General features: G+C 71.2%; 22 protein-coding genes and 4 pseudogenes. 15 read left to right on the top strand and 11 right to left on the bottom strand.

What is annotated here, in order from left to right:
* From LJ657_RS30195 to LJ657_RS30160, 8 genes are all read left to right on the top strand, one after another.
* Window positions 1-455, top strand: a 455-nt coding sequence (locus tag LJ657_RS30195; RefSeq protein WP_232652003.1) for an alpha-glucosidase C-terminal domain-containing protein, incomplete at its 5' end; no start/stop codon positions are given.
* A gap of 25 nt (window positions 456-480) precedes the next feature.
* Window positions 481-2,205, top strand: coding sequence for a maltose alpha-D-glucosyltransferase (gene treS, locus LJ657_RS30190; RefSeq protein WP_232652002.1), 1,725 nt, complete (start codon window positions 481-483; stop codon window positions 2,203-2,205).
* A 22-nt stretch (window positions 2,206-2,227) separates the two neighbouring features.
* On the top strand, window positions 2,228-3,589 hold the full coding sequence (locus tag LJ657_RS30185; RefSeq protein WP_232652001.1) for a maltokinase N-terminal cap-like domain-containing protein: 1,362 nt from the start codon (window positions 2,228-2,230) through the stop codon (window positions 3,587-3,589).
* A 4-nt stretch (window positions 3,590-3,593) separates the two neighbouring features.
* Complete coding sequence (gene glgB / locus LJ657_RS30180; RefSeq protein ID WP_232652000.1) at window positions 3,594-5,804, top strand: 1,4-alpha-glucan branching enzyme; 2,211 nt, start codon at window positions 3,594-3,596, stop codon at window positions 5,802-5,804.
* A gap of 63 nt (window positions 5,805-5,867) precedes the next feature.
* The gene (locus LJ657_RS30175) at window positions 5,868-6,956 is read left to right on the top strand and encodes a glutamate--cysteine ligase 2 (protein ID WP_232651999.1); all 1,089 of its coding nucleotides are present in this window, start codon (window positions 5,868-5,870) and stop codon (window positions 6,954-6,956) included.
* Window positions 6,957-7,080: 124 nt separating this feature from the next.
* Window positions 7,081-8,985, top strand: a complete 1,905-nt coding sequence (locus tag LJ657_RS30170; RefSeq protein WP_232651998.1) for an AMP-dependent synthetase/ligase — start codon at window positions 7,081-7,083, stop codon at window positions 8,983-8,985.
* 232 nt (window positions 8,986-9,217) lie between these two features.
* Window positions 9,218-10,594, top strand: a complete 1,377-nt coding sequence (locus tag LJ657_RS30165; RefSeq protein ID WP_232651997.1) for an NAD(P)/FAD-dependent oxidoreductase — start codon at window positions 9,218-9,220, stop codon at window positions 10,592-10,594.
* Window positions 10,595-10,672: 78 nt separating this feature from the next.
* Entirely contained in the window at window positions 10,673-12,916 is a 2,244-nt protein-coding gene (locus LJ657_RS30160; protein WP_232651996.1) for an FUSC family protein, read from the top strand.
* A gap of 8 nt (window positions 12,917-12,924) precedes the next feature.
* Here LJ657_RS30160 and LJ657_RS30155 read toward each other — a convergent pair whose 3' ends face one another.
* From LJ657_RS30155 to LJ657_RS30135, 5 genes are all read right to left on the bottom strand, one after another.
* Window positions 12,925-13,356, bottom strand: coding sequence for a hypothetical protein (locus LJ657_RS30155; RefSeq protein ID WP_232651995.1), 432 nt, complete (start codon window positions 13,354-13,356; stop codon window positions 12,925-12,927).
* A 28-nt stretch (window positions 13,357-13,384) separates the two neighbouring features.
* Window positions 13,385-14,242: a DUF1206 domain-containing protein gene (locus LJ657_RS30150; RefSeq protein ID WP_232651994.1), complete on the bottom strand. Its 858-nt coding sequence runs from the start codon at window positions 14,240-14,242 to the stop codon at window positions 13,385-13,387.
* Window positions 14,239-14,472 carry a DUF5133 domain-containing protein gene (locus tag LJ657_RS30145; RefSeq protein ID WP_232651993.1) on the bottom strand — a complete coding sequence of 78 codons (234 nt, stop codon included), beginning with the start codon at window positions 14,470-14,472 and terminating at the stop codon, window positions 14,239-14,241. The genes LJ657_RS30150 and LJ657_RS30145 overlap by 4 nt, the downstream gene beginning before the upstream one ends.
* 29 nt (window positions 14,473-14,501) lie before the next feature.
* Complete coding sequence (locus LJ657_RS30140; RefSeq protein ID WP_232651992.1) at window positions 14,502-15,350, bottom strand: SigB/SigF/SigG family RNA polymerase sigma factor; 849 nt, start codon at window positions 15,348-15,350, stop codon at window positions 14,502-14,504.
* Between the two features lie 177 nt (window positions 15,351-15,527).
* Window positions 15,528-15,971, bottom strand: a complete 444-nt coding sequence (locus LJ657_RS30135; RefSeq protein WP_232651991.1) for an ATP-binding protein — start codon at window positions 15,969-15,971, stop codon at window positions 15,528-15,530.
* A gap of 258 nt (window positions 15,972-16,229) precedes the next feature.
* Here LJ657_RS30135 and LJ657_RS30130 point away from each other — a divergent pair, with 258 nt between their 5' ends.
* From LJ657_RS30130 to LJ657_RS30120, 3 genes and pseudogenes are all read left to right on the top strand, one after another.
* Complete coding sequence (locus tag LJ657_RS30130) at window positions 16,230-16,442, top strand: hypothetical protein (RefSeq protein ID WP_232651990.1); 213 nt, start codon at window positions 16,230-16,232, stop codon at window positions 16,440-16,442.
* A gap of 81 nt (window positions 16,443-16,523) precedes the next feature.
* Window positions 16,524-18,010 (top strand): annotated as a pseudogene (locus LJ657_RS30125) (aminotransferase class I/II-fold pyridoxal phosphate-dependent enzyme).
* 268 nt (window positions 18,011-18,278) lie between these two features.
* Window positions 18,279-18,734, top strand: coding sequence for a cyclic nucleotide-binding domain-containing protein (locus LJ657_RS30120; protein WP_232651989.1), 456 nt, complete (start codon window positions 18,279-18,281; stop codon window positions 18,732-18,734).
* Window positions 18,735-18,772: 38 nt separating this feature from the next.
* On the opposite strand, the gene LJ657_RS30115 is transcribed toward LJ657_RS30120, so the two are convergent.
* Both LJ657_RS30115 and LJ657_RS30110 read right to left on the bottom strand, forming a co-directional pair.
* A complete protein-coding gene (locus tag LJ657_RS30115) occupies window positions 18,773-20,071 on the bottom strand; it encodes an MFS transporter (protein WP_372487988.1) in 1,299 nt (432 codons plus the stop codon).
* 109 nt (window positions 20,072-20,180) lie between these two features.
* On the bottom strand, window positions 20,181-20,795 hold the full coding sequence (locus LJ657_RS30110; RefSeq protein WP_232651987.1) for a LysE/ArgO family amino acid transporter: 615 nt from the start codon (window positions 20,793-20,795) through the stop codon (window positions 20,181-20,183).
* Window positions 20,796-20,861: 66 nt separating this feature from the next.
* On the opposite strand from LJ657_RS30110, the gene LJ657_RS30105 reads away from it, so the two are divergent.
* Both LJ657_RS30105 and LJ657_RS30100 read left to right on the top strand, forming a co-directional pair.
* A complete protein-coding gene (locus LJ657_RS30105) occupies window positions 20,862-21,788 on the top strand; it encodes a LysR family transcriptional regulator ArgP (RefSeq protein ID WP_232651986.1) in 927 nt (308 codons plus the stop codon).
* 32 nt (window positions 21,789-21,820) lie between these two features.
* A complete protein-coding gene (locus LJ657_RS30100) occupies window positions 21,821-22,306 on the top strand; it encodes a winged helix-turn-helix transcriptional regulator (RefSeq protein ID WP_232651985.1) in 486 nt (161 codons plus the stop codon).
* 552 nt (window positions 22,307-22,858) lie between these two features.
* On the opposite strand, the pseudogene LJ657_RS49095 reads toward LJ657_RS30100, so the two are convergent.
* A pseudogene (locus LJ657_RS49095) lies at window positions 22,859-23,227 on the bottom strand (MBL fold metallo-hydrolase); the annotation flags it as partial.
* A 47-nt stretch (window positions 23,228-23,274) separates the two neighbouring features.
* Between LJ657_RS49095 and LJ657_RS30095 the strand changes: the two are divergent.
* A pseudogene (locus LJ657_RS30095) lies at window positions 23,275-23,682 on the top strand (saccharopine dehydrogenase family protein); the annotation flags it as partial.
* On the opposite strand, the pseudogene LJ657_RS30090 reads toward LJ657_RS30095, so the two are convergent.
* Window positions 23,671-23,934, bottom strand: a pseudogene (locus LJ657_RS30090) (M1 family peptidase); the annotation flags it as partial. The pseudogenes LJ657_RS30095 and LJ657_RS30090 sit on opposite strands and share 12 nt — an antisense overlap.
* A 207-nt stretch (window positions 23,935-24,141) precedes the next feature.
* On the opposite strand from LJ657_RS30090, the gene LJ657_RS30085 reads away from it, so the two are divergent.
* Complete coding sequence (locus LJ657_RS30085; RefSeq protein WP_232652010.1) at window positions 24,142-24,501, top strand: DUF488 domain-containing protein; 360 nt, start codon at window positions 24,142-24,144, stop codon at window positions 24,499-24,501.
* A 211-nt stretch (window positions 24,502-24,712) separates the two neighbouring features.
* Here the strand turns inward: LJ657_RS30085 and LJ657_RS48275 are convergent, their stop codons facing one another.
* Together LJ657_RS48275 and LJ657_RS30080 are read right to left on the bottom strand one after the other, a co-directional pair.
* Window positions 24,713-24,841 (bottom strand): hypothetical protein, encoded by a 129-nt coding sequence (locus tag LJ657_RS48275; protein WP_269787085.1) that lies wholly within the window; start codon window positions 24,839-24,841, stop codon window positions 24,713-24,715.
* 3 nt (window positions 24,842-24,844) lie between these two features.
* Complete coding sequence (locus LJ657_RS30080; RefSeq protein WP_232651984.1) at window positions 24,845-25,129, bottom strand: GMC family oxidoreductase N-terminal domain-containing protein; 285 nt, start codon at window positions 25,127-25,129, stop codon at window positions 24,845-24,847.
* Between the last annotated feature and the right edge of the window lie 12 nt (window positions 25,130-25,141).

The following is a 25,141-nucleotide window of genomic DNA, read 5'->3' as shown; positions in this document are numbered from 1 at the left end:
TGTGCGAGAACACCCCCCTGCGCCAGGGCAGCGAGGAATACCTCGACTCGGAGAAGTACCAGCTACGCCCCCGCGACTGGGAGACAGCCGAACGCCAAGGCCGCACCATCACCCCCCTCATCAGCCGGCTCAACACCATCCGGCGGCGCCATCCGGCCCTGCAACGCCTCAGGAACCTCCGCTTCCATCACACCGACAACGACATGGTCATCGCCTACAGCAAGGCCTCGGGCCGGGACACGGTCCTCGTCGTCGTCAACCTCGACCCGCACCACACCCAGGAGGCCACGGTCTCGTTGGACATGCCGCAACTCGGTCTGGAGTGGCACGCATTCACGTCCGCGTACGACGAACTGACGAGTGAGACCTATCACTGGGGCAGAACCAACTATGTGCGCCTGGATCCCGGGCGGGCCCCGGCACACGTGCTCCACGTCCAGCACTCGTCCGCGTAGCCACCGATCGGAGATTCAGAGCGACATGACTGTCAACCAGCCCGTTCCGGACACCTTCGAGGACACTCCCGCCAAGGACCGGGACCCGGAGTGGTTCAAGCGTGCCGTGTTCTACGAGGTCCTCGTCCGGTCCTTCCAGGACAGCAACGGCGACGGAGTCGGCGACCTCAAGGGCATCACCGCCAAGCTCGACTATCTGCAGTGGCTGGGCGTCGACTGCCTGTGGCTGCCGCCCTTCTTCAAGTCACCGCTCCGCGACGGCGGCTACGACGTCTCCGACTACACCTCGGTCCTGCCCGAATTCGGTGACCTCGCCGACTTCGTGGAATTCGTGGACGCCGCCCACCAGCGCGGCATGCGCGTCATCATCGACTTCGTCATGAACCACACCAGCGACCAGCACCCGTGGTTCCAGGAATCGAGAAAAGACCCCGACGGGCCCTACGGCGACTACTACATGTGGGCCGACGACGACAAGCAGTATGCCGACGCGCGGATCATCTTCGTCGACACGGAAGTCTCCAACTGGACTTTCGATCCGGTGCGCGGGCAGTACTACTTCCACCGCTTCTTCTCCCACCAGCCGGACCTCAACTACGAGAACCCGGCGGTGCAGGAGGAGATCCTGGCCGCCCTGCGCTTCTGGCTCGACCTGGGCATCGACGGTTTCCGGCTCGACGCCGTGCCCTATCTGTACGCGGCCGAGGGCACCAACTGCGAGAACCTTCCCGCCACCCACGCGTTCCTGCGGCGCGTCCGCCGCGAGATCGACGCGATGTACCCGGACACCGTCCTGCTGGCCGAGGCGAACCAGTGGCCGGAGGACGTGGTCGACTACTTCGGCGACTACCAGAACGGCGGCGACGAATGCCACATGGCATTCCACTTCCCCGTCATGCCCCGCATCTTCATGGCGGTGCGACGGGAATCCCGCTACCCGGTCTCGGAAATCCTCGCCAAGACGCCCGCCATTCCCTCGAACTGCCAGTGGGGCATCTTCCTGCGCAACCACGACGAGCTGACCCTGGAAATGGTCACCGACGAGGAACGCGACTACATGTGGGCGGAGTACGCGAAAGACCCGCGTATGCGCGCCAACATCGGCATCCGCCGCAGGCTCGCCCCGCTCCTCGACAACGACGAGAACCAGATCGAACTGTTCACCGCCCTGCTGCTGTCGCTGCCCGGCTCGCCGATCCTCTACTACGGCGACGAGATCGGCATGGGCGACAACATCTGGCTCGGCGACCGCGACGCGGTACGCACCCCGATGCAGTGGACACCCGACCGGAACTCGGGCTTCTCGTCCTGTGACCCCGGGCGGCTGTTCCTGCCGACCATCATGGACCCGGTCTACGGCTACCAGGTGACCAACGTCGAGGCGTCGATGTCCGACCCGTCCTCGCTGCTGCACTGGACCCGCCGGATGATCGAGATCCGCAAGCAGAACCCGGCCTTCGGCCTCGGTACCTACACGGAACTGCCGTCCTCCAACCCGGCGGTGCTGGCCTTCCTGCGGGAGTACGGGGACGACCTGGTGCTGTGCGTGAACAACTTCTCCCGGTTCGCGCAGCCCACCGAGCTCGATCTGCGGGCCTACGACGGGCGCCATCCCGTGGAACTCATCGGCGGGGTGCGCTTCCCGGCCATCGGTGAGCTGCCGTACCTGTTGACCCTCGCCGGCCACGGCTTCTACTGGTTCCGGCTCACCCGAGTCGCATCCCGCATCGGCCGCCGACCTCGAGCGTGAGGCGAGGAAAGGACGCGACACCATGGCGAAGACCGCACCGCTCCGCCCCAGACCCAGCGTCGCCGCCGGGCCGATGGCCTCGCTCGCCGGGCTGCTGCGCGAGTGGCTGCCGCGGCAGCGCTGGTTCGCGGGCAAGGACCGGCCCGTCACGGACCTTGGTCTGCTGTCCATGACGGAGCTGTTCCCGGGCTGTCTGCACCTCCTGGTGCACACCGGTCAGAGCGGAGTGCCCGCCCCCAGCGGTGCGACGCCGGCCGGTGACTGCTACCAGTTGCTGCTCGGTGTGCGCCGGCATCTGTCGCCGAGGCTCGGACGGGCCCTGATCGGCAGGGCGGAGGAGGGTCCGCTGGCCGGCCTGACGGTCTACGACGCGCTGCAGGATCCCCGTTCGGCGCAGCTGCTCCTGGAGCGGCTGCGGCAGCCCGGTGCGGCGGGCCCGCTGCGCTTCGAGGCCGACCCGTCCGTGCATGTGCCGGCCGGGCTGGTGCCGCGGGTGCTGGAGGCCGAGCAGTCCAACTCCTCGCTGGTGTACGGCGACGAGTTCATCCTGAAGGTGTTCCGGCGTGTGCAGCCCGGCATCAACCCCGACCTGGAGGTACCGGGTGCGCTGGCCGGGCAGGGCTGCGGACGGGTTCCGGCGCCGGTGGCGTGGTTCCGTACGACGCATCCGCAGGAGGCGACCCTCGGCGTGCTGCAGCCGTTCCTGCCCGATGCCTCCGACGGCTGGGCACTGGCCCTGCAGGCGCTCGCCGCCGGCGACGAGTTCACCGTGCAGGCCCGCGAGTTGGGCCGGGCCACCGCCGAGGTGCATCTCGCGCTGGCGGCCGCCTTCCCGGCCGGCGCTCACGACGAGAGCGCGCGGACGGCGGCGGCCATGACCGAGCGTCTGGACGCCGCGGCCCGCTGTGTACCGGCGCTGCGCCCGTATGTTCCCGGGCTGCGCACCGCCTTCGGCGCGCTCGTGGCCTGCGATCCGGGGCCGCCGGCCCAGCGCATCCACGGCGACCTGCACCTGGGTCAGGTGCTGCGGGCCGGCCGGGACTGGTTCGTCATCGACTTCGAGGGCGAGCCGTCCCGCCCGCTCGCAGAGCGGCGCAGCACCCAGTCCCCGGTGCGGGACATCGCGGGCATGCTGCGCTCCTTCGACTACGCCGCCCGGCAGCGCCGCCCGTGGCGCCCGGAGTGGGCGCGCCGCTGCCGCGAGGCCTACTGCGCGGGCTACGCCGAGCGGGCCGGCTGGGACCCGCGCAAGAAGCACGGACTGCTGCGTGCCTATGAGACCGATCGAGCCGTGTACGAGGTCCTGTACGAAGCCCGGCACCGGCCGGACTGGCTCCCCGTACCGATGGCGGCGATCGAGCGTCTCGCCGTAAGAGGAGGCTGAACCCGTGGCCCTGCGTGACACCTCACTCCCCGAGCCGTCCGGCCCGCCGACCGCCGGCTGCGCGAGCGCGCCTGCTCTGGATCCCGGCGAACGCGAACGTCTGCTCAGCGGCCGGCACCACGATCCGCACGCGCTGCTGGGCGCCCATCCGGTAGCGGGCGGCATCGTCTTCCGGGCCCTGCGGCCGTACGCCCGCGAGGTGAGCGTCCTCGTCGGCGGGCAGCGGCGCCCGCTGGCCTCGGAGGGCGACGGCCTGTTCTCCGGGGTGCTGGCCCTCGACGCGATCCCCGAGTACACGCTGCTGGTGCGGTACGCGGACGGTGAGCACGAGACGGCCGACCCGTACCGTTTCCTGCCCGCCCTCGGCGAGTTCGACCTCCATCTGATCCACGAGGGCCGCCACGAGCAGCTGTGGAAGGCGCTCGGCGCCGAGCCCATGACCCATCAGGGCGTGCGAGGCACCCGGTTCACCGTGTGGGCGCCCAACGCCCAAGGGGTCCGGGTCGCAGGGGAGTTCACCTGCTGGGACGGGACGGCGCTGCCGATGCGCTCCCTGGGGTCGTCCGGGGTGTGGGAACTGTTCGTGCCCGGTGTCGGCGAGGGCGCGCGCTACAAGTTCGAGATCACCTCCCGCTACGGCGGCCGTTTCCTCAAGGCCGACCCGATGGCGCGGTACGCGGAGGTCCCGCCGGACACCGCGTCGATCGTGCACGCCTCGCACTACGAATGGGGAGACGCCGAGTGGATGGCGCACCGGGGTGACGTACCCGTCCACGAGGCGCCCTTCTCGGTCTACGAGATCCATCTCCCCTCCTGGCGAACTGGACTGACGTACCGTCAACTCGCTGCGCAACTACCGTCGTACGTCAATGGCCTGGGCTTCACCCATGTCGAGTTCATGCCGGTCACCCAGCACCCGTTCGCCGGTTCCTGGGGCTATCAGGTCACCGGCTTCTACGCGCCGATGTCGCGGCTGGGCACGCCCGACGACTTCAAGTACCTGGTGGACGCACTGCACCGGGCCGGCATCGGCGTGATCATGGACTGGGTGCCTGCCCATTTCCCCAAGGACGACTGGGCGCTGGCCCGGTTCGACGGTGACCCGCTGTACGAGCCCGGGGACTCGCGGCGGGCCGAGCACCCGGACTGGGGGACCTACGAGTTCGACCTCGGGCGCACCGAGGTGCGCAACTTCCTGGTGGCGAACGCCGTGTACTGGTGCGAGGAGTTCCACATCGACGGCCTGCGGGTGGACGCCGTGGCCTCCATGCTCTACCTGGACTATTCGCGCGACTCGGGCCAGTGGACGCCGAACGTGCACGGAGGGCGCGAGGACCTGGACGCGGTGGCGTTCCTGCAGGAGATGAACGCGACCGTGTACCGGCGGGCCCCCGGTGTGGTGACCATCGCGGAGGAGTCGACGGCGTGGGACGGGGTCACCCGCCCCACCGACAGCGGAGGCCTGGGCTTCGGCCTGAAGTGGAACATGGGCTGGATGCACGACTCGCTCGGCTACATGGAGCACGAGCCGGTGCACCGCAAGTACCACCACAACGAGATGACGTTCTCGATGGTGTACGCCTACAGCGAGAACTACGTCCTGCCCATCTCGCACGACGAAGTGGTGCACGGCAAGCAGGCGCTGGTGTCGAAGATGCCGGGCGACTGGTGGCAGCGACGCGCCGACCACCGGGCGTACCTGGGGTTCATGTGGGCCCACCCCGGCAAGCAACTCCTCTTCATGGGGCAGGAGTTCGCCCAGGGTTCCGAATGGTCCCAGGAGCACGGGCCGGACTGGTGGCTGGTCGATCCCGGGTACGGCGCCGAGCCGGATCACCGCGGGGTCAGAGACCTGGTGCGCGACCTCAACGCCGTCTACCGCCACACGCCCGCGCTGTGGCAGCAGGACACCCGGCCCCGCGGCTTCCGGTGGGTGATGGGGGACGCCGCCGAGGACAACGTCTTCGCGTTCCTGCGGTTCGCCACCGACGGCAGCCCGCTGCTCGCGGTCTCCAACTTCTCCCCCGTCGTGCGACACGACTACCGCCTCTGGGCGCCCGAGGAGGTGCCCGCCTGGCGGGAGGTCCTCAACACCGACGCCGCGCGCTACGGCGGCAGCGACGTCACCAACCCCGACGACGTCAAGGTGGAGGAGGGAAGGATCACGCTCACCCTGCCACCGCTCGCCACGATCTGGCTGACTCCGTTGCTGTGACCGGTCGGCGGGGTACTCGGTGCTCGTCGTAGCCGCAGCCCGGCCACAGAAAGGCGGCCCCACGTGCGCACCGTCGGAGTGGAGGAGGAACTCCTCCTGGTGGCCCCGGAGACGGGCGAGCCGAAGGCGCTGTCCGCCGCGGTGCTCGCCCGTGCGGCGCGGGACGACGCGTGCGAGGGCGTGTTCGAGAAAGAGCTGTACAACCAGATGCTGGAGTTCAACACGCATCCCCAGGCCGACATGGCGGACCTGAACGCGGAGATCGTGCGCTGTCGCCGGGAGGCCGCCCGGCACGCCGGGGAGATCGGGTGCACGGTGGCCGCGCTCGCCACCTCGCCCCTGCCCGTCAGCCCGTCCGTCACCCGGGGAAGCCGCTACCAGTGGATGGAGGAGCAATACGGCATCGCCGTACAGCAGCAGCTCGTGCTCGGCTGTCACGTCCATGTCTCCGTCGGCTCCGACGAGGAGGGTGTCGCGGTCCTCGACCGCATCCGGCCCTGGTTGTCGGTGATCTCCGCGCTCAGCGCCAACTCCCCGTTCTGGCAGGGCAGGGACACCTGCTACGACAGCTACCGCAGCCGGGTGTGGCAGCGCTGGCCGTCGGCCGGACCCACCGAGGTCTTCGGGTCGGCCGAGCACTATCACGGCCGAGTGGCGGACATGGTCGGCAGCGGGGTGATCCTCGACGAGGGGATGATCTACTTCGACGCACGCCTCTCCCGGCAGTACCCGACCGTCGAGGTCCGGGTCGCGGACGTCTGCCTGCACGCCGGCACGGCCACCCTCATCGCCACGCTCACCCGCGGGCTCGTGGAGACCGCCGCGCGTGAGTGGTGGGACGGCCATCCGCCCCTCGACCACAGCGTCAGTCTGCTGCGGCTGGCCGCCTGGCAGGCTGCACGCTCCGGTCTCGCCCAGGAGCTGCTGCACCCCGAGACCATGCGCCGGCTTCCCGCCGAGAACGTGGTCGGGGCGCTGCTGGAACACATCGGCGGCGCGCTCGCGGACAGCGGCGACCTGGAACAGGCCCGGGCGGCCTGTGCGCGGCTGCTGAACGGCGGCACCGGCGCGCATGTTCAGCGTGAACTGCTGACGCGGACACGCAACCTGCGCGAGGTCGTCACCGGGTGCGTGCGCCATACCCAGGCCTGATCATCACGGATCCGCAACTTCGCAGGTTCCGGTCACCATCCGCACTCACCTGGGCTAGATTCGAGCACCGTCGACAACGGAACTCGTCGGCATGGTCACCCTCCGTACAGCTCAGGAGCAGCGCATGCGCGACTTCGCCCTCGCTCCCCCCACCGTCTCACCCCTGGCCTGCGGACTGGCCGACAGCATCTTCGACGCGGCAGCCGTCGATCCCACCCGGCCGATGCTCGCGCGCCGCCCCACCCTCTCCTCCGCCTGGGACGAGCTGACCGCCGCAGAGGTGCGCGACGAGGTGGTGGATCTGGCCAAGGGGCTGGTCGCGTCCCGGATTTCGCCGGGTCACCGCGTCGCGATCATGGCACGCACCCGGTACGAGTGGACGCTGCTCAGCTACGCCCTGTGGACGGTCGGCGCCGAGGTCGTGCCGATCTATCCGACCTCCTCGCGCGATCAGGTCGAATGGGTCCTGCGGGACGCCGGCTGCGTGGCCGTGGTGGTGGAGGACGAGCAGGCGGTGATGACGGTCGGTTCCGTGTGCGGCTCGCTGCCGCTGCTGCGCCACGTCTGGCAGTTGGACGCGGGAGCGCTGAACGACCTGCGGGAGCGGGGGAGGTTCATCCCGCTCGCCACGGTGGAGTCGCTGCGCCGCATCGTGCTGCCGGACTCCACGGCGGCCATCAGCTACACCTCCGGCACCACGGGCCGCGCGCTGGGCTGTGCGCTCAGTCACCGCAACCTGGCGAGCGCCTGCGACACGCTGCTGTCGGGCTGGGGCCACACCGTGATCCCCCCGGGCGAGCAGCAGGCGTCGGTGCTCGCCTTCCTGCCCTTCTCGCATGTCTACGGCCTTCTGGTCCAGACGTTGTGCATTCGCGGCGGCATGGTGATGGCCCACGAGCCCGACATGAGCGAGGACGCGCTGTCGGCGTCCCTGTGCTCCTTCCGCCCCACCTATCTCTGTGCGGTTCCCTCGCTGCTCGAGAAGATCTACAAGAACTTCCTGCGCGTCGCCCAGGAGGCGGGCCGCGGGGCGCTGTTCGAACGGGCCGCGGACACGGCACGGGACTTCGCCGCGGCGCTGGAGCGGCAACGGCTGGGCGGCGGTTCGGGTCCGGGTTTCGATCTGCGGCTGCAACACGCCCTGTTCGAGCGGACGGTGTACCGCAAACTGCGCGCCGCGATCGGCGGCCGGGTGATGCGGGCGACGTCCGGCGGCTCTCCCCTCAGCCGTGAACTCACCCTCTTCTACGAGGGCATCGGAATCTATGTGAACGACGGGTACGGCCTGACGGAGGCCGCCGGCGGCGTCACCGCGCAGCCGCTGGGCCGAGAGCTGTCGGGAACCGTCGGGCAGGCACTGCCGGGCAACGAGATCGCCGTGGCCGAGGACGGCGAGATCCTGGTCCGCGGTCCCTCGGTGTTCCAGGGCTACATCAACGCCGACGCGGCGACGCACGGTGTCCTGCGCGGCGGCTGGCTGGCCACCGGCGACCTCGGACGGATCGACGCGCAGGGCTATCTGACGATCACCGGCCGCAAGAAGGACATCATCGTCACCAGCAGCGGCAAGAACGTCGCCCCGGCCGCCTTGGAGCAGCGGTTGCGGATGCATCCGCTGATCCACCAGGCGGTCGTCGTCGGCGACAACCGGCCGTGTGTGGGGGCGCTGATCACCCTGGATCCGAAGTTCCTGGCGTACTGGCGCGGTTCCCTCTCACTGCAGAGCGACATGCCGAGCCGGGAGGCCCGCGAGGAGAACGCGCTGCGGGAGGAGATCGGGAGGGCCGTGGCCGCGGCCAACAGTGCCGTCTCGCGCTCGGAGTCGATCCGGGTCTTCCGGGTGCTGCCGGAGCAGTTCGACATGTCCAACGGGCTCATGACGCCGTCCATGAAGCTGCGCCGGGACGCGATCGTGCGGCACTACGCGTTCGAGATCGACGCGATGTACCAGGCGCGCACGCGCGCTCCCCGCCAGCCGGTCCCGGACGAACTGTCGAGCTGGGACGAGTCCGACAATGTGTTCCGCTGAACAGGCTGAACACATTCTCGCCACTTCCTGCACGGCACGTGATCCAAAAGGTTCACTCCTGACCGGTGCGTTTCGGCACGCGGACGGGCATGGTGGTGCTCGACGCGTTCGTCTGCCTGCCGCACCCAGCTGGCGGAACGGCTGAGGCCACGGTGGGATCGATGTGGTGCACGCAGCGATCCAGGGCATGCGTAGGGCGTTGGATGCAGACCGCCTGGAGCCGCAGAGAGGGATGAACACCGTGACACGACCCAGGATCCTGGTGGTTGGCGCAGGTTTCGCCGGCGTGGAGTGCGTACGCCGGCTGGAGCGGAAACTCGCGCCCGACGAAGCGGACGTCACCCTGGTGACGCCGTTCGCCTACCAGCTCTACCTGCCGCTGCTGCCCCAGGTCGCCTCGGGCGTGCTGACGCCCCAGTCGATCGCGGTCTCGCTGCGGCGCAGCAAGAAGTACCGCACCCGGATCATTCCGGGCGGAGCCATCGGCGTCGACCTGAAGTCCAAGGTCTGCGTCATCCGCACCATCACCGACCGGATCGTCAACGAGCCCTACGACTACATCGTGCTGGCCACCGGCAGCATCACACGCACCTTCGACATCCCGGGTCTGACCGAGCACGCCTTCGGTATGAAGACCCTCGCCGAGGCCGCGTACATCCGTGACCACGTCATCTCGCAGCTCGACCTGGCCGACGCCAGCGACGATCCGGCGGAGCGGGCCTCGCGGCTGCAGTTCGTGGTGGTGGGCGGCGGCTACGCCGGGACCGAGACCGCCGCCTGTCTGCAGAAGCTCACGCACGCCGCGGTCAAGCGCTACCCGCGCATCGATCCGGCGCTGATCAAGTGGCATCTGATCGACATCGCCCCGAAGCTGATGCCCGAACTGGGCGACAAGCTCGGCCGCAGCGCCCAGGAGATCCTCAAGCGGCGCGGCATCGACGTCTCGCTGGGTGTCTCCATCGCCAAGGCGGGCCCCGAGGAGGTCACCTTCACCGACGGCCGGGTGGTCCCCACCCGGACCCTGATCTGGACCGCCGGTGTCGTCGCGAGCCCGCTCATCGCCACGCTCGACGCGGAGACGGTACGGGGGCGGCTCGCCGTCAACGCCGAGATGGACCTGCCGGGCCACGACGGCGTGTTCGCGCTCGGCGACTCCGGCGCGGTGCCGGACAAGGCCAAGGACGACGAGGCGGCGATCTGCCCGCCGACCGCGCAGCACGCCATGCGGCAGGGCAAGCACGTTGCGGACAACGTCATCGCGACCCTGCGGGGCAAGCCCCTGACACCGTACGTCCACAAGGACCTCGGCCTGGTGGTCGACCTCGGCGGCAAGGACGCCGTCTCCAAGCCGCTCGGCATCGAACTGCGCGGCCTGCCCGCCCAGGTGGCCGCCCGCGGTTATCACTGGATGGCACTGCGCACCAACGTCGCCAAGGTCCGCGTGGCGACGAACTGGACGCTCAACGCCCTGGCCGGGGACGATTTCGTCCGCACCGGCTTCCAGGCCCGCAAGGCCGCCACGTTGAAGGACTTCGAGTTCACCAACGCGTACATGACGCCGGAACAGGTGCGGGCGCAGGTCGAGGGGACGGACCGGAAGGAGCCATGAGCCGGTGCGCACGCTCCGGTCACGTCGTGCCATGCTGAGAATCGGATCATGACGTGAAGCGGGAGTGAGTACGGCGGCGTGAAGGCAGCGGGAGGGTCGGTCCGGGCACGGCTGCGCGATCTCGTCGCGGCCTCCGATCCCGGGTTGCTGCGGCTGGCCGCGGGCCTGAGAACCGTGGGCGCCATCGCCCTCACGCTGGCCGTGCTCTCCCTGCTCGGCGCCGATGTGCGCCATCTGGTCGCGGGCGCCATCGCGGCGATGGTCTCCACCTTCGCCATCCGGGAGAAGCAGCGCGGCCCGCAGGCCGGCACGCTCGCGCTGGGCCTTTTGGTGGCGCTGGCCTCCGTGTCGCTGGGTGCGGTCCTGCACTCCCGGGTGGTGGGCGGTGACCTGTTCTTCGTCGCCCTCATCTTCTGCGCCGTCTACGCCCGCCGCTTCGGCGACCGCGGGACCGCGCTCGGGCTGATCGGCTTCCAGGTCTACTTCATGTCCCTGTTCGTCGGCGCCACCGTGTCGGCGCTGCCGCGGCTGTGGGGAGTCGTCGCCGTGGCCGTCGCGTCCAGCGCCGTGGTGCGCTTCGCGCTCGTGCCCGAGACGCCCGCCGGGATCCTTCAACGGCTGCGGGAGGCCTTCCGCGCCCGGCTGGCGCAGTTGGTGACCGCGCAGCTCGCTCTCCTCGACGCCGGACCGGACGAGATCGACAGGGCGCTTCAGGACGTGCGCGACGGCACCGCCCGCCTGAACGAGACGGCCGTGATGATTCAGGGGCGGCTGGAGGAGGGCACTGCCGACGAGGCCGTGGCGCGGCTCGTGCAGCGCCGCGTCGCGGACGCCGAGATCGCCGCCGAACGCCTCGGACTGCTGCTGCTGACGGCCCGCAGCGCCGAGCGGGCGGACACGCTGACCCTGCACCTGCCGGGCGCGCCCGTCCCGCCGGGCGGCCGGCTGCCCGTGGAGGACGAGTCGACCGCGACCCTGCGCCGCGACCTGGAGGCGCTGCGCCTGCTGGTCCTGCGACCCGTCTCCGAGGACCTGGGGACCGGCCTGGCCCGCCTGCGCAACCGGCTCCTCGGCTACCGGGACGAGGAGAACCTGCCGAAGGCCTCCCCCGCCGTCCAGGACGTGTTCCGGGGTGTCGGCGAGGCCGCACGCGCGGTGCTCGGGCTGCGGATCGCGCTCGGCGGGCCGCAGGACGACTCGGACGACACGCCGTCGACGGCCCGCTCACGCGAAGAGCTGGACGCGGAGGACGCGGCGATCGACGCGGGCGAGGAGGCCGCGGAGGGGGCGCCGACGGGACTGCGGCGGCCCACCACGCGCGCCGCCGTCCAGGTCGCCGTGGGATCGGCGCTGGCCATCGTCGGCGGCGAGTTCCTCTCCAGTCAGCGCTGGTACTGGGCCGTGCTGACCTGCTGGATCGTGTTCATCAACACCGCCTCGACCGGCGAGATCCTGGTCAAGGGCTACCGGCGGCTGCTGGGCACGGTGCTCGGTGTGGTGGCCGGCCTGCTGCTCGCGGCGCTGGTCGGGCAGCACACCTGGACGGCGTTCGCGCTGGTGCTGCTGTGCGTGTTCGCCATGTTCTACACGGCGCCGCTGTCGTACACGCTGATGTCCTTCTTCGTCACCGCGGCCCTGGGCGTGCTGTACACCCTGCTGCACACCTACAGCCTGTCGGTGCTGGTGCTGCGGGTGGAGGAGACGGCGCTCGGCGCGGCCTGCGGGATCATCGCGGCGGCGTTCGTCCTGCCGGTGCACACCGACCGCCGGACCAATGACCTTCTCGTCACCACTCTGGACCGGCTCGCCGACGTCACCGAGGCCGCTCTCGACCAGCTCAGCGGCGGGGAACCGGCCGAACTCCTCGACAAGGCACGCGACCTGGACCAGGCGCTGGCCGACCTGCGCACCGCCACCCAGCCGCTCACCCACCCGGTCACTCCGCTGCGGGCCCGGCGCAACACCGCCCGTTATGTCGTCGCGCTGCTGGAGACCTGCGCCTACCACGCTCGTTCGCTGGCCGCGATGGCCGAGCTGCTGCCCACGCATCCCTCGATCGCGGCGGATCCGCGGTTGCGGCGGGCAGGGAGGCGCATCCTCGGCAACATCGGCGTGATCGCCGCACGGGTCGCTGACGAGCGGGCCGCCGTCCAGGTCGAGACGGGGGCCAGCATCGCGGCCCTGCTGGAGTCCGAGGTACCGGGCGGCTCCCGCTACGGGCGTATCACCGACCGGGTGCTGCGGCATCTGCAGCGCCTCGACGAGGCGGTGGTGGGACTGGCCCGGCCGCTGAAGGTGCCGGTGGCGGCGCCGAAGCGGTGAGTCCGCCCTCAGAAGTCGGTGGGCAGATCACTCACCTCGGCGATGCCGCGCAGCTCCTCGTCCTGGCGGTGCCGTTCCCGGATGTAGTCGGCGATCTCGCCCAGCCGCACCGGGTCGGCAGCGGTGTCCGCGTCGGTGATCACTCTGATCGGGCCGCTCCCTTCGAGGTCGATCTCGACGACCTCGTTGTCCAGCCGCCCGGTGACGGCGGCGGCGATGACCAGGGCGGCCTCGTCGCGGACCTCCTGGGACAACCCCTCCCCCTGCTCCCCGCCGAGTGCGAAGTCCACGGGGGGCATGCGCTGTTCCTCGATCGCCCGCAGGACCGGTTCGACCACGCCCAGCAGCTGCCGGTAGTCCTCCGTGTCCATCCGGGTGCGCAGGAGGCCGAGGTAGAGGTCGACGGGCCGGTGCTCCGGAGGAAAGTCGGATTCGCTCATCCGGTCCGTGTTCCCCGTGTGGCGCGTGTCAGACCCTGCGCCAGCGGGCCAGGGCGAACGAGAACAGCCCGAACAGTGCGAGACCGGCCGCGACGCAGGCGAGCAGTGACGGACCGAGCGGAGTGTGGGCGAACGAGCGCAGGGTGTCGTCGAGCCCCTTTGCCCGGTTCGGGTCGTAGTCGACCGCGGCGCGCACGGCGAACGTTCCCGCGGCGGCGAACACCAGGCCGCGCGCCGCACCGCCGGCCACACCGGTGACGTCCACCAGCCGCCGGGTCCAGGGGGACATCTCGCCGAGCTTGAGCAGGTCGTGGTAGTCGCGCCGTACCGCGCCCACGGTGATCCAGACGCCCGCGACGATCACGCTGGCCCCGGCCGCTCCCACGAGCCACTGCCCGGCGGGCAGGTCCAGGGCCCTGGCCGTGACGTCGCGGGACTGCACGTCACTCGATCCGCTGCCGCCGCCGTGCGGACCTGCCGCGAACGTCAGCACCGAGTAGGCGACCACCACGTAGAAGACGCAGCGGGCGACCGCGAGCAGCCGCTTTCGTGGCGTACGGCCGTCCGGCCCGACCGAGCCGAAGGCGGCCTCCGACAGCCGCCACACCGCCATTCCGGCCAGCCCCAGACCGAGCGCCCACAGCAGGACGGTGCCGAACGGCTGCCCGGCGAGCGTGTCGAGGGCGCCGCCGCGGTCCGCCTGCCGGTTGCCGGCGCCGAAGGCGATCTGCAGCGCCAGAACGCCGACGAGCAGGTAGATGACGCCGCGTGCGGCAAGCCCGGCCCGGGCGGCGCCCTCGGTGACCGTGCCGCGCGCCGCCCGCTCGGCCACCCGGACGCCGCCCGTCCCGGCGCCCTGCGCCGCCCCGTGTCCTGTCGCTGTCATCGGATTCCGATCTCCGGTGCCTCCGGCCGTGCCGCGGGTGTGGCCGCGAGCAGCCGGTGTGCGGCTTCCAGCGCCCGTACGACGTTCCGGGTGCCGGTCGAGACGCACAGGGTGTAGGCCAGGTCCTGGACCCGTGGACTCGCCCGGCCGCCCAGCTCGGCCTCCTCGGCCAGGGCGGTCTCGTACTCCTCGACAAGCCTTCGCAGGACGGCGGGATGAGGGATCAGCATCGGCCTCCTCCTCGGTCGCTCCGGCCCGCTCATGCCGCGGCCGCCCGTCCGTCGCCGGACGACTGCCCCAGTGCCTCGGCCCGCACCCGTGCGCAGCTGCGGCTGATGAGGCGGGAGACATGCATCTGGGAGATGCCGAACCGGTCGGCGATCCGGCTCTGCGTCATGTCCTCGAAGTAGCGCAGGTAGAGGATGGCGCGCTCGCGTTCGGGCAGGCGGCGCAGACTTTCCTTGGCGGACTCGCGGTCGATGACGACGTCGTACGCGGAGTCCGCCGTGCCGAGGGTGTCCGCGAGGCTGTAGCCGTCCTGGTCACCCGAGAGTTCGGCGTCCAGGGACAGCGTGCTGAAGCTTTCGAGGGCTTCCAGACCGGAGTTCACCTCGTCCTCGGTGAGTCCGGTGTGGGCGGCGATGTCGGCGGTGGAGGGTTCGGGGCTGCCCGGGGTCTGGGTCAGTTCGCGGCGGGCCACCCGCACCTTGTTGCGGAGTTCCTGGATCCGGCGGGGCACCCTGAGCGCCCACATCCGGTCCCGGAAGTGCCGCTTCACCTCGCCGGTGATGGTGGGCACGGCGTAGCTCTCGAAGGCTCCCCGCTCCGGGGCGTACCGGTCGATCGCCTTGACCAGGCCGAGTGCCGCGACCTGGCGGAGATCCTCGACGGACTCCCCGCGGTCGCGGAACCGGCCGGCGATCCGGTGGGCCATGGGCAGCCAGGCGGTGACGAGTTGGTCGCGGACCGCCTCCCGCTCGGGGCCGTTCTCCAGGGTGGCGAGGCGGGCGAAGAGGTCCGCCGTGTCGGGGGCGTCGTCGTGCCGCCGGGTCGGGGTGGTCGTCCGGGCCTGCGTGCCGGAAGTGCTTTTCGACATCTCGATGAGCATGCGGATTCGCTCCTGAACGAGGGTTTCAGGGACTTACCGCGGGAAGGCCGCCGCCCGGACCGACTGGAGGGCCCTGGGCAGCCATGTCGCTCCCGCTGGCGCGCCTCCGGTCCGAAGCACGAACATCCGTATGCCCTGGCCTCGCGGGAACAAACGCCGCCGCCCTGGGGAGGGCGTTCAGCGGAAGGCGACCACCGCGGTGATGCACTTGCCGCCGGCGGGCAGCTGGGACACGCGCACGTCGCGGGCCAGCCGGCAGACGATGGGCCAGCCGTGGCCGCCGACGCGCTGCCGGCGCCGTGGATCCGCGGGCCGCCTGGTCACGGGCAGTCGATCACTGCGGTCGCTCACCGAGACGCGCACTCCCGTGCCGAGGACGTCGACGCGGAAGTCCGTGACGCCGCCGCCGTGCAGGATCGCGTTGGTCGTCAGCTCGGTGACGACGAGCAGGGCGTCCCCCAGGGCCTCCTGGTCGCAGTGTGTGCGGGTGGCCCGGCAGCGTTCGGTCACCGCCCGCTCGACCGCCCTGCGCGCCTCGGCCGGTTTGCACGACCGCGGCGGTCCGGTCCGCTGTGCCCCCAGTCGCCCGAGGGCGGATTCGGTCCCGTGCTCCTCGCACATCGCCTGGCTCCCTGATCGGTGAAGAACCGGCCTCCTTGCGCGGGGGAGGGAGGCCGGACCCGGCCGCACCCGCGGCCGCCGCTCTCCGGGCAGGGCCCTTCGGCACGGCTTTCCCCCGCTCGTTCGCAGCGATTCCGCCTCCGCCGCGCGAGCACCGCAGGTCTCCTCAATCGGCTCACCTGTGCGGGCGCTGCCAAACCTCTCGGTCCGAAGTACCGGCCGGGCCATCTTGGCGCGCAACGGGGGTACGCGGATGTCATGACCGATGTCGTGGACTCAGACGAGCTGCTGCGGCGCATCCGGCGCGCGCGGGCCTGCGCGCAGCAGGAGAAGCGCCAGTGGCGGGAGCGGGGCGAGGGACTGCGGGCGAACGATCCGGAGGCGGCGCGCGAGGCCGCCGTACGGACGCTGGCCTACGAAGCCGTCCTCAGGGTGCTGGACGAGATCCTCACCCCGGGCAGGACCGGCTGACACGAGTGACGGACGGCGTCCGCCCCGACGGCTCGTGGTGCGCCCGATTGGCGGTGCCGGATGCCGGGAACCCGGGTGCGCATGACAGCCGATCACAGCCGAGCGCCCGTTCTGGAAGCCCTGGTCGAATACCACCGCCGCGGGCGGTTGGGGTTCACCCCGCCGGGCCACAAGCAGGCCCGCGGTGCCGACCCCGCCGTACGGGAGGTGCTGGGTGACGCGGTCTTCCTGGGTGACGTACTGGCCTCGGGCGGGCTGGACGACCGGCTCACCCGGGGGCGGGTGCTGGTCCGTGCCGAGGAGCTGATGGCCGATGCCGTGCACGCCGAGCACACGTTCTTCACCACGTGCGGCAGTTCGCTGTCGGTCAGGCGGCGATGCTGTCCGTCGCGGGGCCGCACGAGAAGCTGCTGATCGGCCGGGACGCCCACAAGTCGGTCGTGTCGGGGCTGATCCTGTCCGGCATCAAGCCCGTCTGGGTCGAGCCGCGCTGGGACGCCCGGCGCCACCTCGCGCATCCTCCGGCCGCGGAGGGCTTCGAGGCGGCTTTCCACGCTCATCCCGACGCGAAGGGCGCGCTGGTCACCAGCCCTACGCCGTACGGCAGTTGCGCCGAGCTGCGGGCGATCGCCGAGGTCTGCCACCGGCGCTCCGTTCCCCTGGTCGTTGACGAGGCCTGGGGCGCCCATCTGCCGTTCCATCCCGACCTGCCGACGTGGGCGATGGACGCGGGCGCCGACATCTGTGTGACGAGCATCCACAAGATGGGCAGCGGGCTGGAGCAGGGCTCCGTCTTCCACCTCCGCGGCGACCTCGTGCCGCCGGAGCTGCTGAAGATGCGGGCCGATCTGCTGGGCAGCACCAGCCCCTCGGTACTGACCTACGCCGGACTCGACGGCTGGCGCCGCCAGATGGCCCTGCACGGGACGGAGCTGATGGGTGCCGCGCTGGATCTCGCGGCCGAGGTCCGTGCCGCGGTCGAGGAGATCGACGGGATGCACGTCCAGGGCCGGGAGGACTTCTGCGGTCCGGGTCTGGCCGACGACTTCGACCCGCTGCCCGTGATCATCGACATCGGGGGGCTCGGCGTCACGGGGTTCCGGGCGGCGGACTGGCTGCGGGAGCAGCGCGGCCTGGACGCCCATCTGGTGGACCACCGCCGCATCGGCGCGCAGATCACCCACGGCGACGACCGGCAGACGACCGGCGAACTGCTCGCCGCGCTCAAGGACCTGGCCCGCGCCGCGCCGGGACTCGGACCGGGCCCCCGGGTGGACGTGCCGTCGCCGTCCGAGCTGCGTATGACCCAGGCCGGGCTGCCCCGGGACGCCTTCTTCGGGCCCACGGAGAACGTGCCGACCCGGGATGCCGCCGGCCGCGTCTCGGCGGAGATGGTCACGCCGTACCCGCCCGGGATCCCGGCCGTCGTGCCGGGCGAGCGGCTGACCGAACCCGTGCTGCGGTATCTGCGCACCGGTCTGGAGGCGGGGATGTACCTGCCGGACCCCAGCGATCCGGAGTTCGAGACGATCAAGGTCGTGGCGGCCGGTGAAGGGGCCGCGGAGTGAAACCGGTCACGTGACCGGGTTGTGAGTGAGCAAAACACCGGCAGATGGTTTACGGTTCATTCATACGTGGTGACGGAGTCGACCGTACCGTCCTCCGACGCCACCGCTTACGGCCCTGGCTGGTCTCCCCCGTCCAGCCAGGGCTTTTTCATGCCTTCGGGGTTCGCGGCCGGAAGTGCTGTCCGCCGAGGTGCTCAGAGCGCCGGCAACGGCTGAAATGGGCGTAGGGAAAGCACCGAAACCGATCCTCGGCGAGGAGCCCCGCGTCATGACCAAAGCGATAAAACTGCTGACCGCCCTCCCACCGCCCCAGCGGCAGAGCCTGATGACGCTCGCGCGGGAGGTCTCCTTCCGGGAGGACACCCGGATCTTCGAGGCGGGCGGCAGGGCCGACCGCTTCTGGGTCATCCGTTCGGGCGCGGTCTCACTCGACCAGCGGGTCAACTCGCTGCAGCGGGTGACCGTGGCGAGCCTCGGCTCGGGCGATCTGCTCGGCTGGTCCTGGCTGTTCCCGCCGCACGAATGGGACTTCGGCGCGGAGGCCTTCAGCCCCGTCCGCGCCTACGAGTTCGACGCGGCGGCGGTGCTGCGGCTGTGCGAGGAGGACACCCAGCTCGGACTCGCGCTGGTGCGCAGCGTCGCGGAGATCCTCGCCCACCGGCTGGAGATGACCCGGGGCAGACTCATGGAACAGCACGCGGGCCGCAGGCGCAGCGCGCTCTAGGAGGAGGCGGTGGCATCGCACCGCCCTGGGCCCCGCGGTCAGACGCGGTAGCGGCGCAGTGCCGGCACCGCGACGGCCAGGGTCAGCATCACGGCGACGACGAGAAGGCCACCGCCCGCGACGGCCGTGCGCGGGCCGAAGGCCGAGCCCGCGGTACCGTGCAGGACGTCGGCCAGGCGCGGGCCGCCCGCGACGACGACCGTGAACACGCCCTGCATACGTCCGCGCATCTCGTCGGTGGCGGCGGACAGCAGGATGGCGCCGCGGAAGACCATCGAGACCATGTCGGCGACCCCGGCCAGGGCCAGGAACGCGGCCCCGACCCACAGGTTGCCGCTCAGCCCGAAGCCGGTGATCGCCGCGCCCCAGGCAACGACCGCGCCGATCACCATCCAGCCGTGCCGGCGGGCCCGGGAGAACGTGCCGGAGAACAGCCCGCCGAGCACCGCGCCGATGGGGATCGCCGCGAACAGCAGGCCGAGGGCGAGCCCTTCGCCGTAGGAGCGGTAGGTCTGGGCGGCCAGTTGCGGGAACAGTGCACGGGGCATGCCGAAGACCATCGCGATGATGTCGGCGAGGAAGGACAGCAGCAGCACCTTGTGCCGGGAGATGTAGCGGAATCCCTCCGCTATCTCCCGCATGCCCGCGCGCCGCGCCGCCGCTTCGCCCAGGGGCGGCAGGGCGGGCAGTCTGTAGACCGCCCACACCGTGACGCAGAGGGCGAGGGCGTCGATCAGGTACAGCTCGGGCAGGCCGATGACGGGGATGAGGGCGCCGGCCAGCAGCGGTCCGGCCACCTGCCCGGTCTGCATGACCGTCGAGCCGAGGGCGTTGGCGGCGGGCAACTGGCCCTCCGGGACCAGGCGGGCTATGGAGGCGTTGCGGGCGGGGGCGTTCAGGCCCCAGAACGCCTGCTGCATCGCGAGCAGCACCATCAGCGCGGCCACGGACTCCAGCCCGGTGAAGGCCTGCAGCCAGAACAGCAGCGAGGTGACGGCTATACCGCTGTTGGTGATCAGGAGGAGTTTGCGGCGGTCCATGCTGTCGGCGACCGCACCACCCCACAGCGCGAACACGATCAGAGGCACCAGCCCGGCGAGGCTCGCCGCGCCGACCCACGCGGAGGAGCCGGTGATGTCGTAGATCTGCTTGGGCACGGCGACCGCGGTGAGCTGGCTGCCGACGGCCGTGACGATCGTCGAGGACCACAGCCGACGGTAGGCCGGGATGCGCAGGGGGCGGGTGTCCATGGCCCAGCGGCGCCAGCCGCGCCGAGGCGGGTCGACCGCGACCGGGTCCGGTGTCTGCGGTGCCGTGCTGCTCTCGCTGGTGTCCACGGGCTTCCTGGTTGCTCGATACATCTTTCGGGGTCCGGGGTTCACTATCCCAGCACCGTCGGGGAGTTCGGGACGCACGGTCTCAGCTTGTGGACTGCACCTCGGGCGTTCACGCCCTCGCAACGAGCATGCCGCCGAGGGCGATCATGGTCGCGGCGACCAGTCCGTCCAGGATCCGCCAGGCGCCCGGTCCGGCCAGGAAGCGGCCGAACGCGCGGGCGCCGAAACCGAGCGCGGCGAACCAGCACAGGCTGGCGAGGGCGGCACCTAGGCCGAACGTCCAGCGCAGGGGGCCGCGGTCGGCGGCGAGCGAGCCGAGCAGGAACACGGTGTCGAGGTAGACATGCGGGTTGAGCCAGGTCAGCGCCAGACAGGTCAGCACGGCCCGCCTGCGCGAGCCCGTCGTCTCCCCCTCGGTCCGCAGGGCCCCGCCGGGCCTCAGCACCCGGCGGGCGGCGAGGGCGCCGTAGCAGAGCAGGAAGGCCCCGCCGATCCAGCCGACCGCGGTCAGCGCTCCCGGCCATGCCACCACCACCGCGCCGACCCCGCCGACGCCGAGCGCGATGAGGACGGCGTCGGACAGGGCGCAGATGCCGACGACGGCGAGGACCGCGTCGCGGCGGATCCCCTGGCGCAGGACGAAGGCGTTCTGGGCGCCGATGGCGACGATGAGCGAGAGGCCGGTGCCGAAGCCTGCGGCCGCGGCGGTCAGAGCATGGGTCATGGCATCGACGCTACGGAGACGATCACTGCACGTACAGCTAAAGATTCTTACGTATCATTAGCGAATATGAAGTCAGAGCTGACGGAGCTGCCCCTGGACCAGGTGCGGACGCTGCTGGCCGCGGTGGACGAGGGCACCTTCGACGCGGCGGCCGCTGCGCTGCATGTGACGCCGTCAGCGGTCAGCCAGCGGGTGAAGGCGCTGGAGCAGCGCACGGGCCGCGTGCTGCTGATGCGCACGAAGCCGGTGCGGCCGACGGAGTCGGGCGAGGTCGTCGTGCGGTTCGCCCGTCAGCTAGCGCGGCTGGAGCGTGATGCGCGCGCCGAGCTCGGCATGAGCGGGGCCGGGGAGCCGACCCGGGTGTCGATCGCGGTGAACGCCGACTCGCTGGCCACCTGGCTCCTGCCGGCGCTGACGCGGGTGCGGCACGAGCCCCGGCTCTGTTTCGAGCTGCGCCGCGAGGACGAGACCCGTACGGCGTCGCTGCTGCGGGAAGGGCTGGTGATGGCGGCGGTGACGTCGTCCGCCGAGCCCGTCACGGGCTGCAGCGTGCGCGCGCTGGGCCGGATGCGCTATGTCCCGGTCGCGGCACCGGACTTCGCCCGGGAGCAGTTCGGCGGACCGTTGCGGGAGGCTCTTTCGACGGCGCCGACGGTGGCCTTCGACCGCAGCGACGACCTGCAGGACGCCTTCGTGCGCCGACTGCGGCGCGGCAGGGGCGGCGCGAGTCCGGTGCGGCATTTCGTGCCCACCTCGGAGGGGTTCGCCGAGTCCGTCGCCTCGGGCCTCGGCTGGGGTCTGGTGCCCGAGGTGCAGGCCGAGCCGCTGCTGCGGGCCGGGCGTCTGGTGCATCTCGCTCCGGACCGGTTCCTCGACGTCCCGCTGTACTGGCAGCAGTGGAAGCTGGACTCCCCGGCGCTCGCGGCGGTGGCCGAGGCGGTGACGGAGGTGGCCGCCGGGGCGCTGCGCGGCGGGGTCGCCCTCCGCCACTGACTTGCGTGATGCAATCGACGTAGGAGGGGGGCGTGCTTCCTCGTACCTACGAAGGTCAGGTCTGCTCGATCGCCCGGTCGCTCGAAGTGGCGGGTGAGCGCTGGACGCTGCTGATCGTGCGGGACGCGCTGCGCGGCACGCGGAGGTTCGAGGACTTCCGCGGCAGCCTCGGCATCGCGCACAACGTGCTGTCCGACCGGCTGGGCAAGCTCTGCGAGGCCGGGATTCTCGAACGGCGGCTCTATCAGACCCGGCCGGAGCGATACGAGTACCTGGTGACCCCGGCGGGCCTGGACCTGTGGCCGGTGATCATGTCCTTGCTGCTGTGGGGGGACGGGCACCGGGCGCCGCAGGGGCCGCCGCTGGTGGTCCTGCACCGCGGCTGCGGCGGCCGGCTTCGGCCCGGGCTGACCTGCTCCGCCTGCGGGAAGCCGCTCGGGCCGTACGACTGCGGCATGGAGCCCGGGCCCGGTGCTCAGCCGGCGGGTGACGCGGTCAGGCCCGCGAGCCCCGCGTAGTAGGCGAACCTGAACGGGCTGAAGAGCTGGTGCCGTTCGACGAGCGTGCAGGATCCGTCGGCGCACCTCGGCCGGCGGCGCGTCGTCGGGGTGGCTCAGCAGGCCGTCGACGATCCTGAGCGCTACCTCCGGTTCGCCGCGCGCCAGCAGTTCCTCCCCCGCCGTGACGGACGCCTCCGCCCTGCCGCCGGCCAGCAGGTCCAGCGCCGCGGCCCACTGCGCCCGGCCGACGGGGTCCACGCCGTCGCCGTCCGCCTTCCAGTAGCCGGTCCTCTGGCCGTGGACGCGCTGGATGAAGCCGTCGCGCATGACCAGGTACGGGAGGATCGCGGCCGGATGCCCGCGCAGCACCTCGGGAAGGTGGTCGCGGTCCAGCACGTCGGTCAGCGACCGGCCCGCGACGATGTCGTCCGCGACGACGGTGTGGAGGTCACGCAGGGCGGCGAGCAGTCCGGAGAGCGCCTCGACGGTGAAGTTCTCGGTCAACGGCGGGTGGCCGTGGACCAGCAACCGGGGCCGCAGGTCCTGGACGGTCCGCAGGGCGTCGAACAACCCCTCGGCCGAGCCTTCGGCGAAGAACGGCGCGCCGAGGTACGGCATACACATGTCACCGGTGAACACCACGCCCTCGTCGGAGAGTTGGACGAGGAGACCGTCGCTGGTCGCGCCTCCGGCGATGGGGATGAGCGTGAAACTCCGCCCGCCGACGGTCAGTCTCTCGGGCTGCTCGACGAGCCGGTCCGGGACGACGTGCGGGCGGCGGTCCTGGCCGTCCGGCAGCAGGGACGGGAGGGGGGACGGACTCACGGCCTGCAGCGCGAGTTCGTCGGGGAAGGCGGCCTGGGCGACGACCAGGGTTCCGGGGCCGGCGAGTGCCTCCAGGCCGCCGATGTGGTCGAAGTGCGCGTGGGTGAGGATCACACGGGTGATCGGCGCCCGGGTGACGGCCCGCAATTCGCGCAGGGCGCGTGGAACCGGGCCTGTCGGACGTCTTCGCCCGGTACTCCGCCGACGAACTCTTCGACGAGATCGAGGAGATCGGCGTCCGCGACGGAGCGAACCTCACCGTCGACGGCTATGACTTCGCCCCTTCCTTCAGCATCTGGACCACCATCGAGGAATGCCTCAATCCGCCGGTCGTGTACGAGTCCGGCCGCGGCTGGTTCACCACCGAGCCGTTCAGCGAGCCGGAGGTGTTCGACTTCCCTGAGGGCATCGGTCCCGTCGAGTGCGTGAACGTGGAGCACGAGGAGGTGCTGCTCGTCCCGCGCTGGGTGAACGCCCGCCGGGTCACCTTCAAGTACGGCCTGGGCCGGGAGTTCATCGAGACGCTCAAGACGTTGCACCTGCTGGGTCTGGACCGCACCGAGCCGGTTCAGCCCGTTGAAGTCGAGGTCGAAACGGGTGAGGTCCTGCGTGGCGCGGGCGGTGAGGACGGCGGCGCCGTCGAGGTGACGGCTCGTCGGGTCGTAACGGAGAGTCAGGTCGTAGTGGTCTACGTGGTAGCCGCCGTTGCCGGCGAGCGGGAAGTACGGGTCGCCGACTCCGGACGCGCCTCCCGTGCCGGCGGTCGCGGGTCCGGCGGCGGCGAGCAGTGCCGCGAGCGCAACGGGGACGGTCGCGGTCAGGGCCTCGCGACGGAGGAAGGCGGTGGGTCTGACGGACTGTCGGCTGGACTTCCTCACATGCACTCCTGGGGGGTGGCCGATGATCACACGATTCCAGGTTATGGGTCGCCCGGCTCGGTTTCCTCCTCGATTGGGTCAAGTGATACGGCGTCACCCCACGCCTGCGCACTACGCTCGACGCCACCAGCAACCCGGGAAGGCCCGATCGTGAGCGTTCGCGTGCGTCGCGTCTACGAACCGCCCGAGCCGGACGACGGTGTACGCGTCCTGGTCGACCGGCTGTGGCCGCGCGGCCTGTCCAAGGACGCGGCGCACGTGGACGAGTGGCCCAAGGCCCTCACCCCGTCGACCGAACTGCGCCGCTGGTATCACGCCGGTGAGGGCTCGTACGAGGAGTTCGCCGACCGCTACGAGGCGGAGCTGGACGCCCCTGAGGCGGGCGAACTGCTCAGCTACGTCCGGGAGTTGACGGCCAAGGGGCCCGTGACGCTGCTGACGGCGTCCAAGGACCCCGAGCAGAGTCATGCCGCGGTACTGCTCCGGCTGCTGGGTCCGGATGCGAGGTAGTACTCCGTGACCGCGAGGGCTGCCGCCATGGTGCTCAGTCGGCGGTTGACCCCCGGGCAGCCGGCAGGACGGGGGCGTCGGTGACGAGAACGCCGTGGACGCCTTACAGCCGGCCTTCGGCATCGGCCGGCCCTCGGCATCGGCCGGCGCCCGCCCGGGGCGGCCGCCCGCGGCGACCGTGCCGGCCGGGTGGAGGGCCGACAGGTGCAGATCACGCGGGGTGATCCCGGTTGATCCCGGTGAGCAGCGCGTCGAGTTCGGCGAGGGTGCGGGCGCACGGAGCCCTTGGAACACCGGTGAGCACCTCGTGGGCCCCGGCGGCGAAGAGGGTGCGGCCCATGGCTCATACGGCGGTCATCAGCCGGGCGCCGTCGCGGGGGTCCGGGCGGTAGCGGACGAGGGTGCGGCCCTGGCCCAGGACCCGTCCCGCGGGCCGGTCGGCGATCATCGGTTCGCTGCCGTCCGCCCGTCGGGCCAGGATGCCCGCGGCTGGTGGCGGGCCCGGTCGGTCGTGGTCGAGGAGGATCCGCAGCACCCGTGCGCCGGTGACGATGCCCGCTCCGTGGGCGCACGCGTCGGGCAGGACGGCCAGGCGCACGCTCTGCTTGACGCCGGTGGGACACCCCACCACGCACTGGCA

Source organism: Streptomyces guryensis, from assembly GCF_021261325.1.
Lineage (GTDB): Bacteria > Actinomycetota > Actinomycetes > Streptomycetales > Streptomycetaceae > Streptomyces > Streptomyces guryensis.
This window is presented reverse-complemented; position numbering and strand designations above follow the sequence as displayed.

What these genes read in the sequence shown, in the direction of transcription:
- treS (WP_232652002.1), top strand. Translation starts at nt 481, where the DNA reads ATGACTGTCAACCAGCCCGTTCCGGACACCTTCGAGGACACTCCCGCC.
- LJ657_RS30185 (WP_232652001.1), top strand. Translation starts at nt 2,228, where the DNA reads ATGGCGAAGACCGCACCGCTCCGCCCCAGACCCAGCGTCGCCGCCGGG.
- LJ657_RS30170 (WP_232651998.1), top strand. Translation starts at nt 7,081, where the DNA reads ATGCGCGACTTCGCCCTCGCTCCCCCCACCGTCTCACCCCTGGCCTGC.
- LJ657_RS30165 (WP_232651997.1), top strand. Translation starts at nt 9,218, where the DNA reads ATGAACACCGTGACACGACCCAGGATCCTGGTGGTTGGCGCAGGTTTC.
- LJ657_RS30155 (WP_232651995.1), bottom strand. Translation starts at nt 13,356, where the DNA reads ATGAGCGAATCCGACTTTCCTCCGGAGCACCGGCCCGTCGACCTCTAC.
- LJ657_RS30150 (WP_232651994.1), bottom strand. Translation starts at nt 14,242, where the DNA reads ATGACAGCGACAGGACACGGGGCGGCGCAGGGCGCCGGGACGGGCGGC.
- LJ657_RS30145 (WP_232651993.1), bottom strand. Translation starts at nt 14,472, where the DNA reads ATGCTGATCCCTCATCCCGCCGTCCTGCGAAGGCTTGTCGAGGAGTAC.
- LJ657_RS30140 (WP_232651992.1), bottom strand. Translation starts at nt 15,350, where the DNA reads ATGCTCATCGAGATGTCGAAAAGCACTTCCGGCACGCAGGCCCGGACG.
- LJ657_RS30135 (WP_232651991.1), bottom strand. Translation starts at nt 15,971, where the DNA reads ATGTGCGAGGAGCACGGGACCGAATCCGCCCTCGGGCGACTGGGGGCA.
- LJ657_RS30130 (WP_232651990.1), top strand. Translation starts at nt 16,230, where the DNA reads ATGACCGATGTCGTGGACTCAGACGAGCTGCTGCGGCGCATCCGGCGC.
- LJ657_RS30120 (WP_232651989.1), top strand. Translation starts at nt 18,279, where the DNA reads ATGACCAAAGCGATAAAACTGCTGACCGCCCTCCCACCGCCCCAGCGG.
- LJ657_RS30110 (WP_232651987.1), bottom strand. Translation starts at nt 20,795, where the DNA reads ATGACCCATGCTCTGACCGCCGCGGCCGCAGGCTTCGGCACCGGCCTC.
- LJ657_RS30105 (WP_232651986.1), top strand. Translation starts at nt 20,862, where the DNA reads ATGAAGTCAGAGCTGACGGAGCTGCCCCTGGACCAGGTGCGGACGCTG.
- LJ657_RS48275 (WP_269787085.1), bottom strand. Translation starts at nt 24,841, where the DNA reads ATGGGCCGCACCCTCTTCGCCGCCGGGGCCCACGAGGTGCTCACCGGT.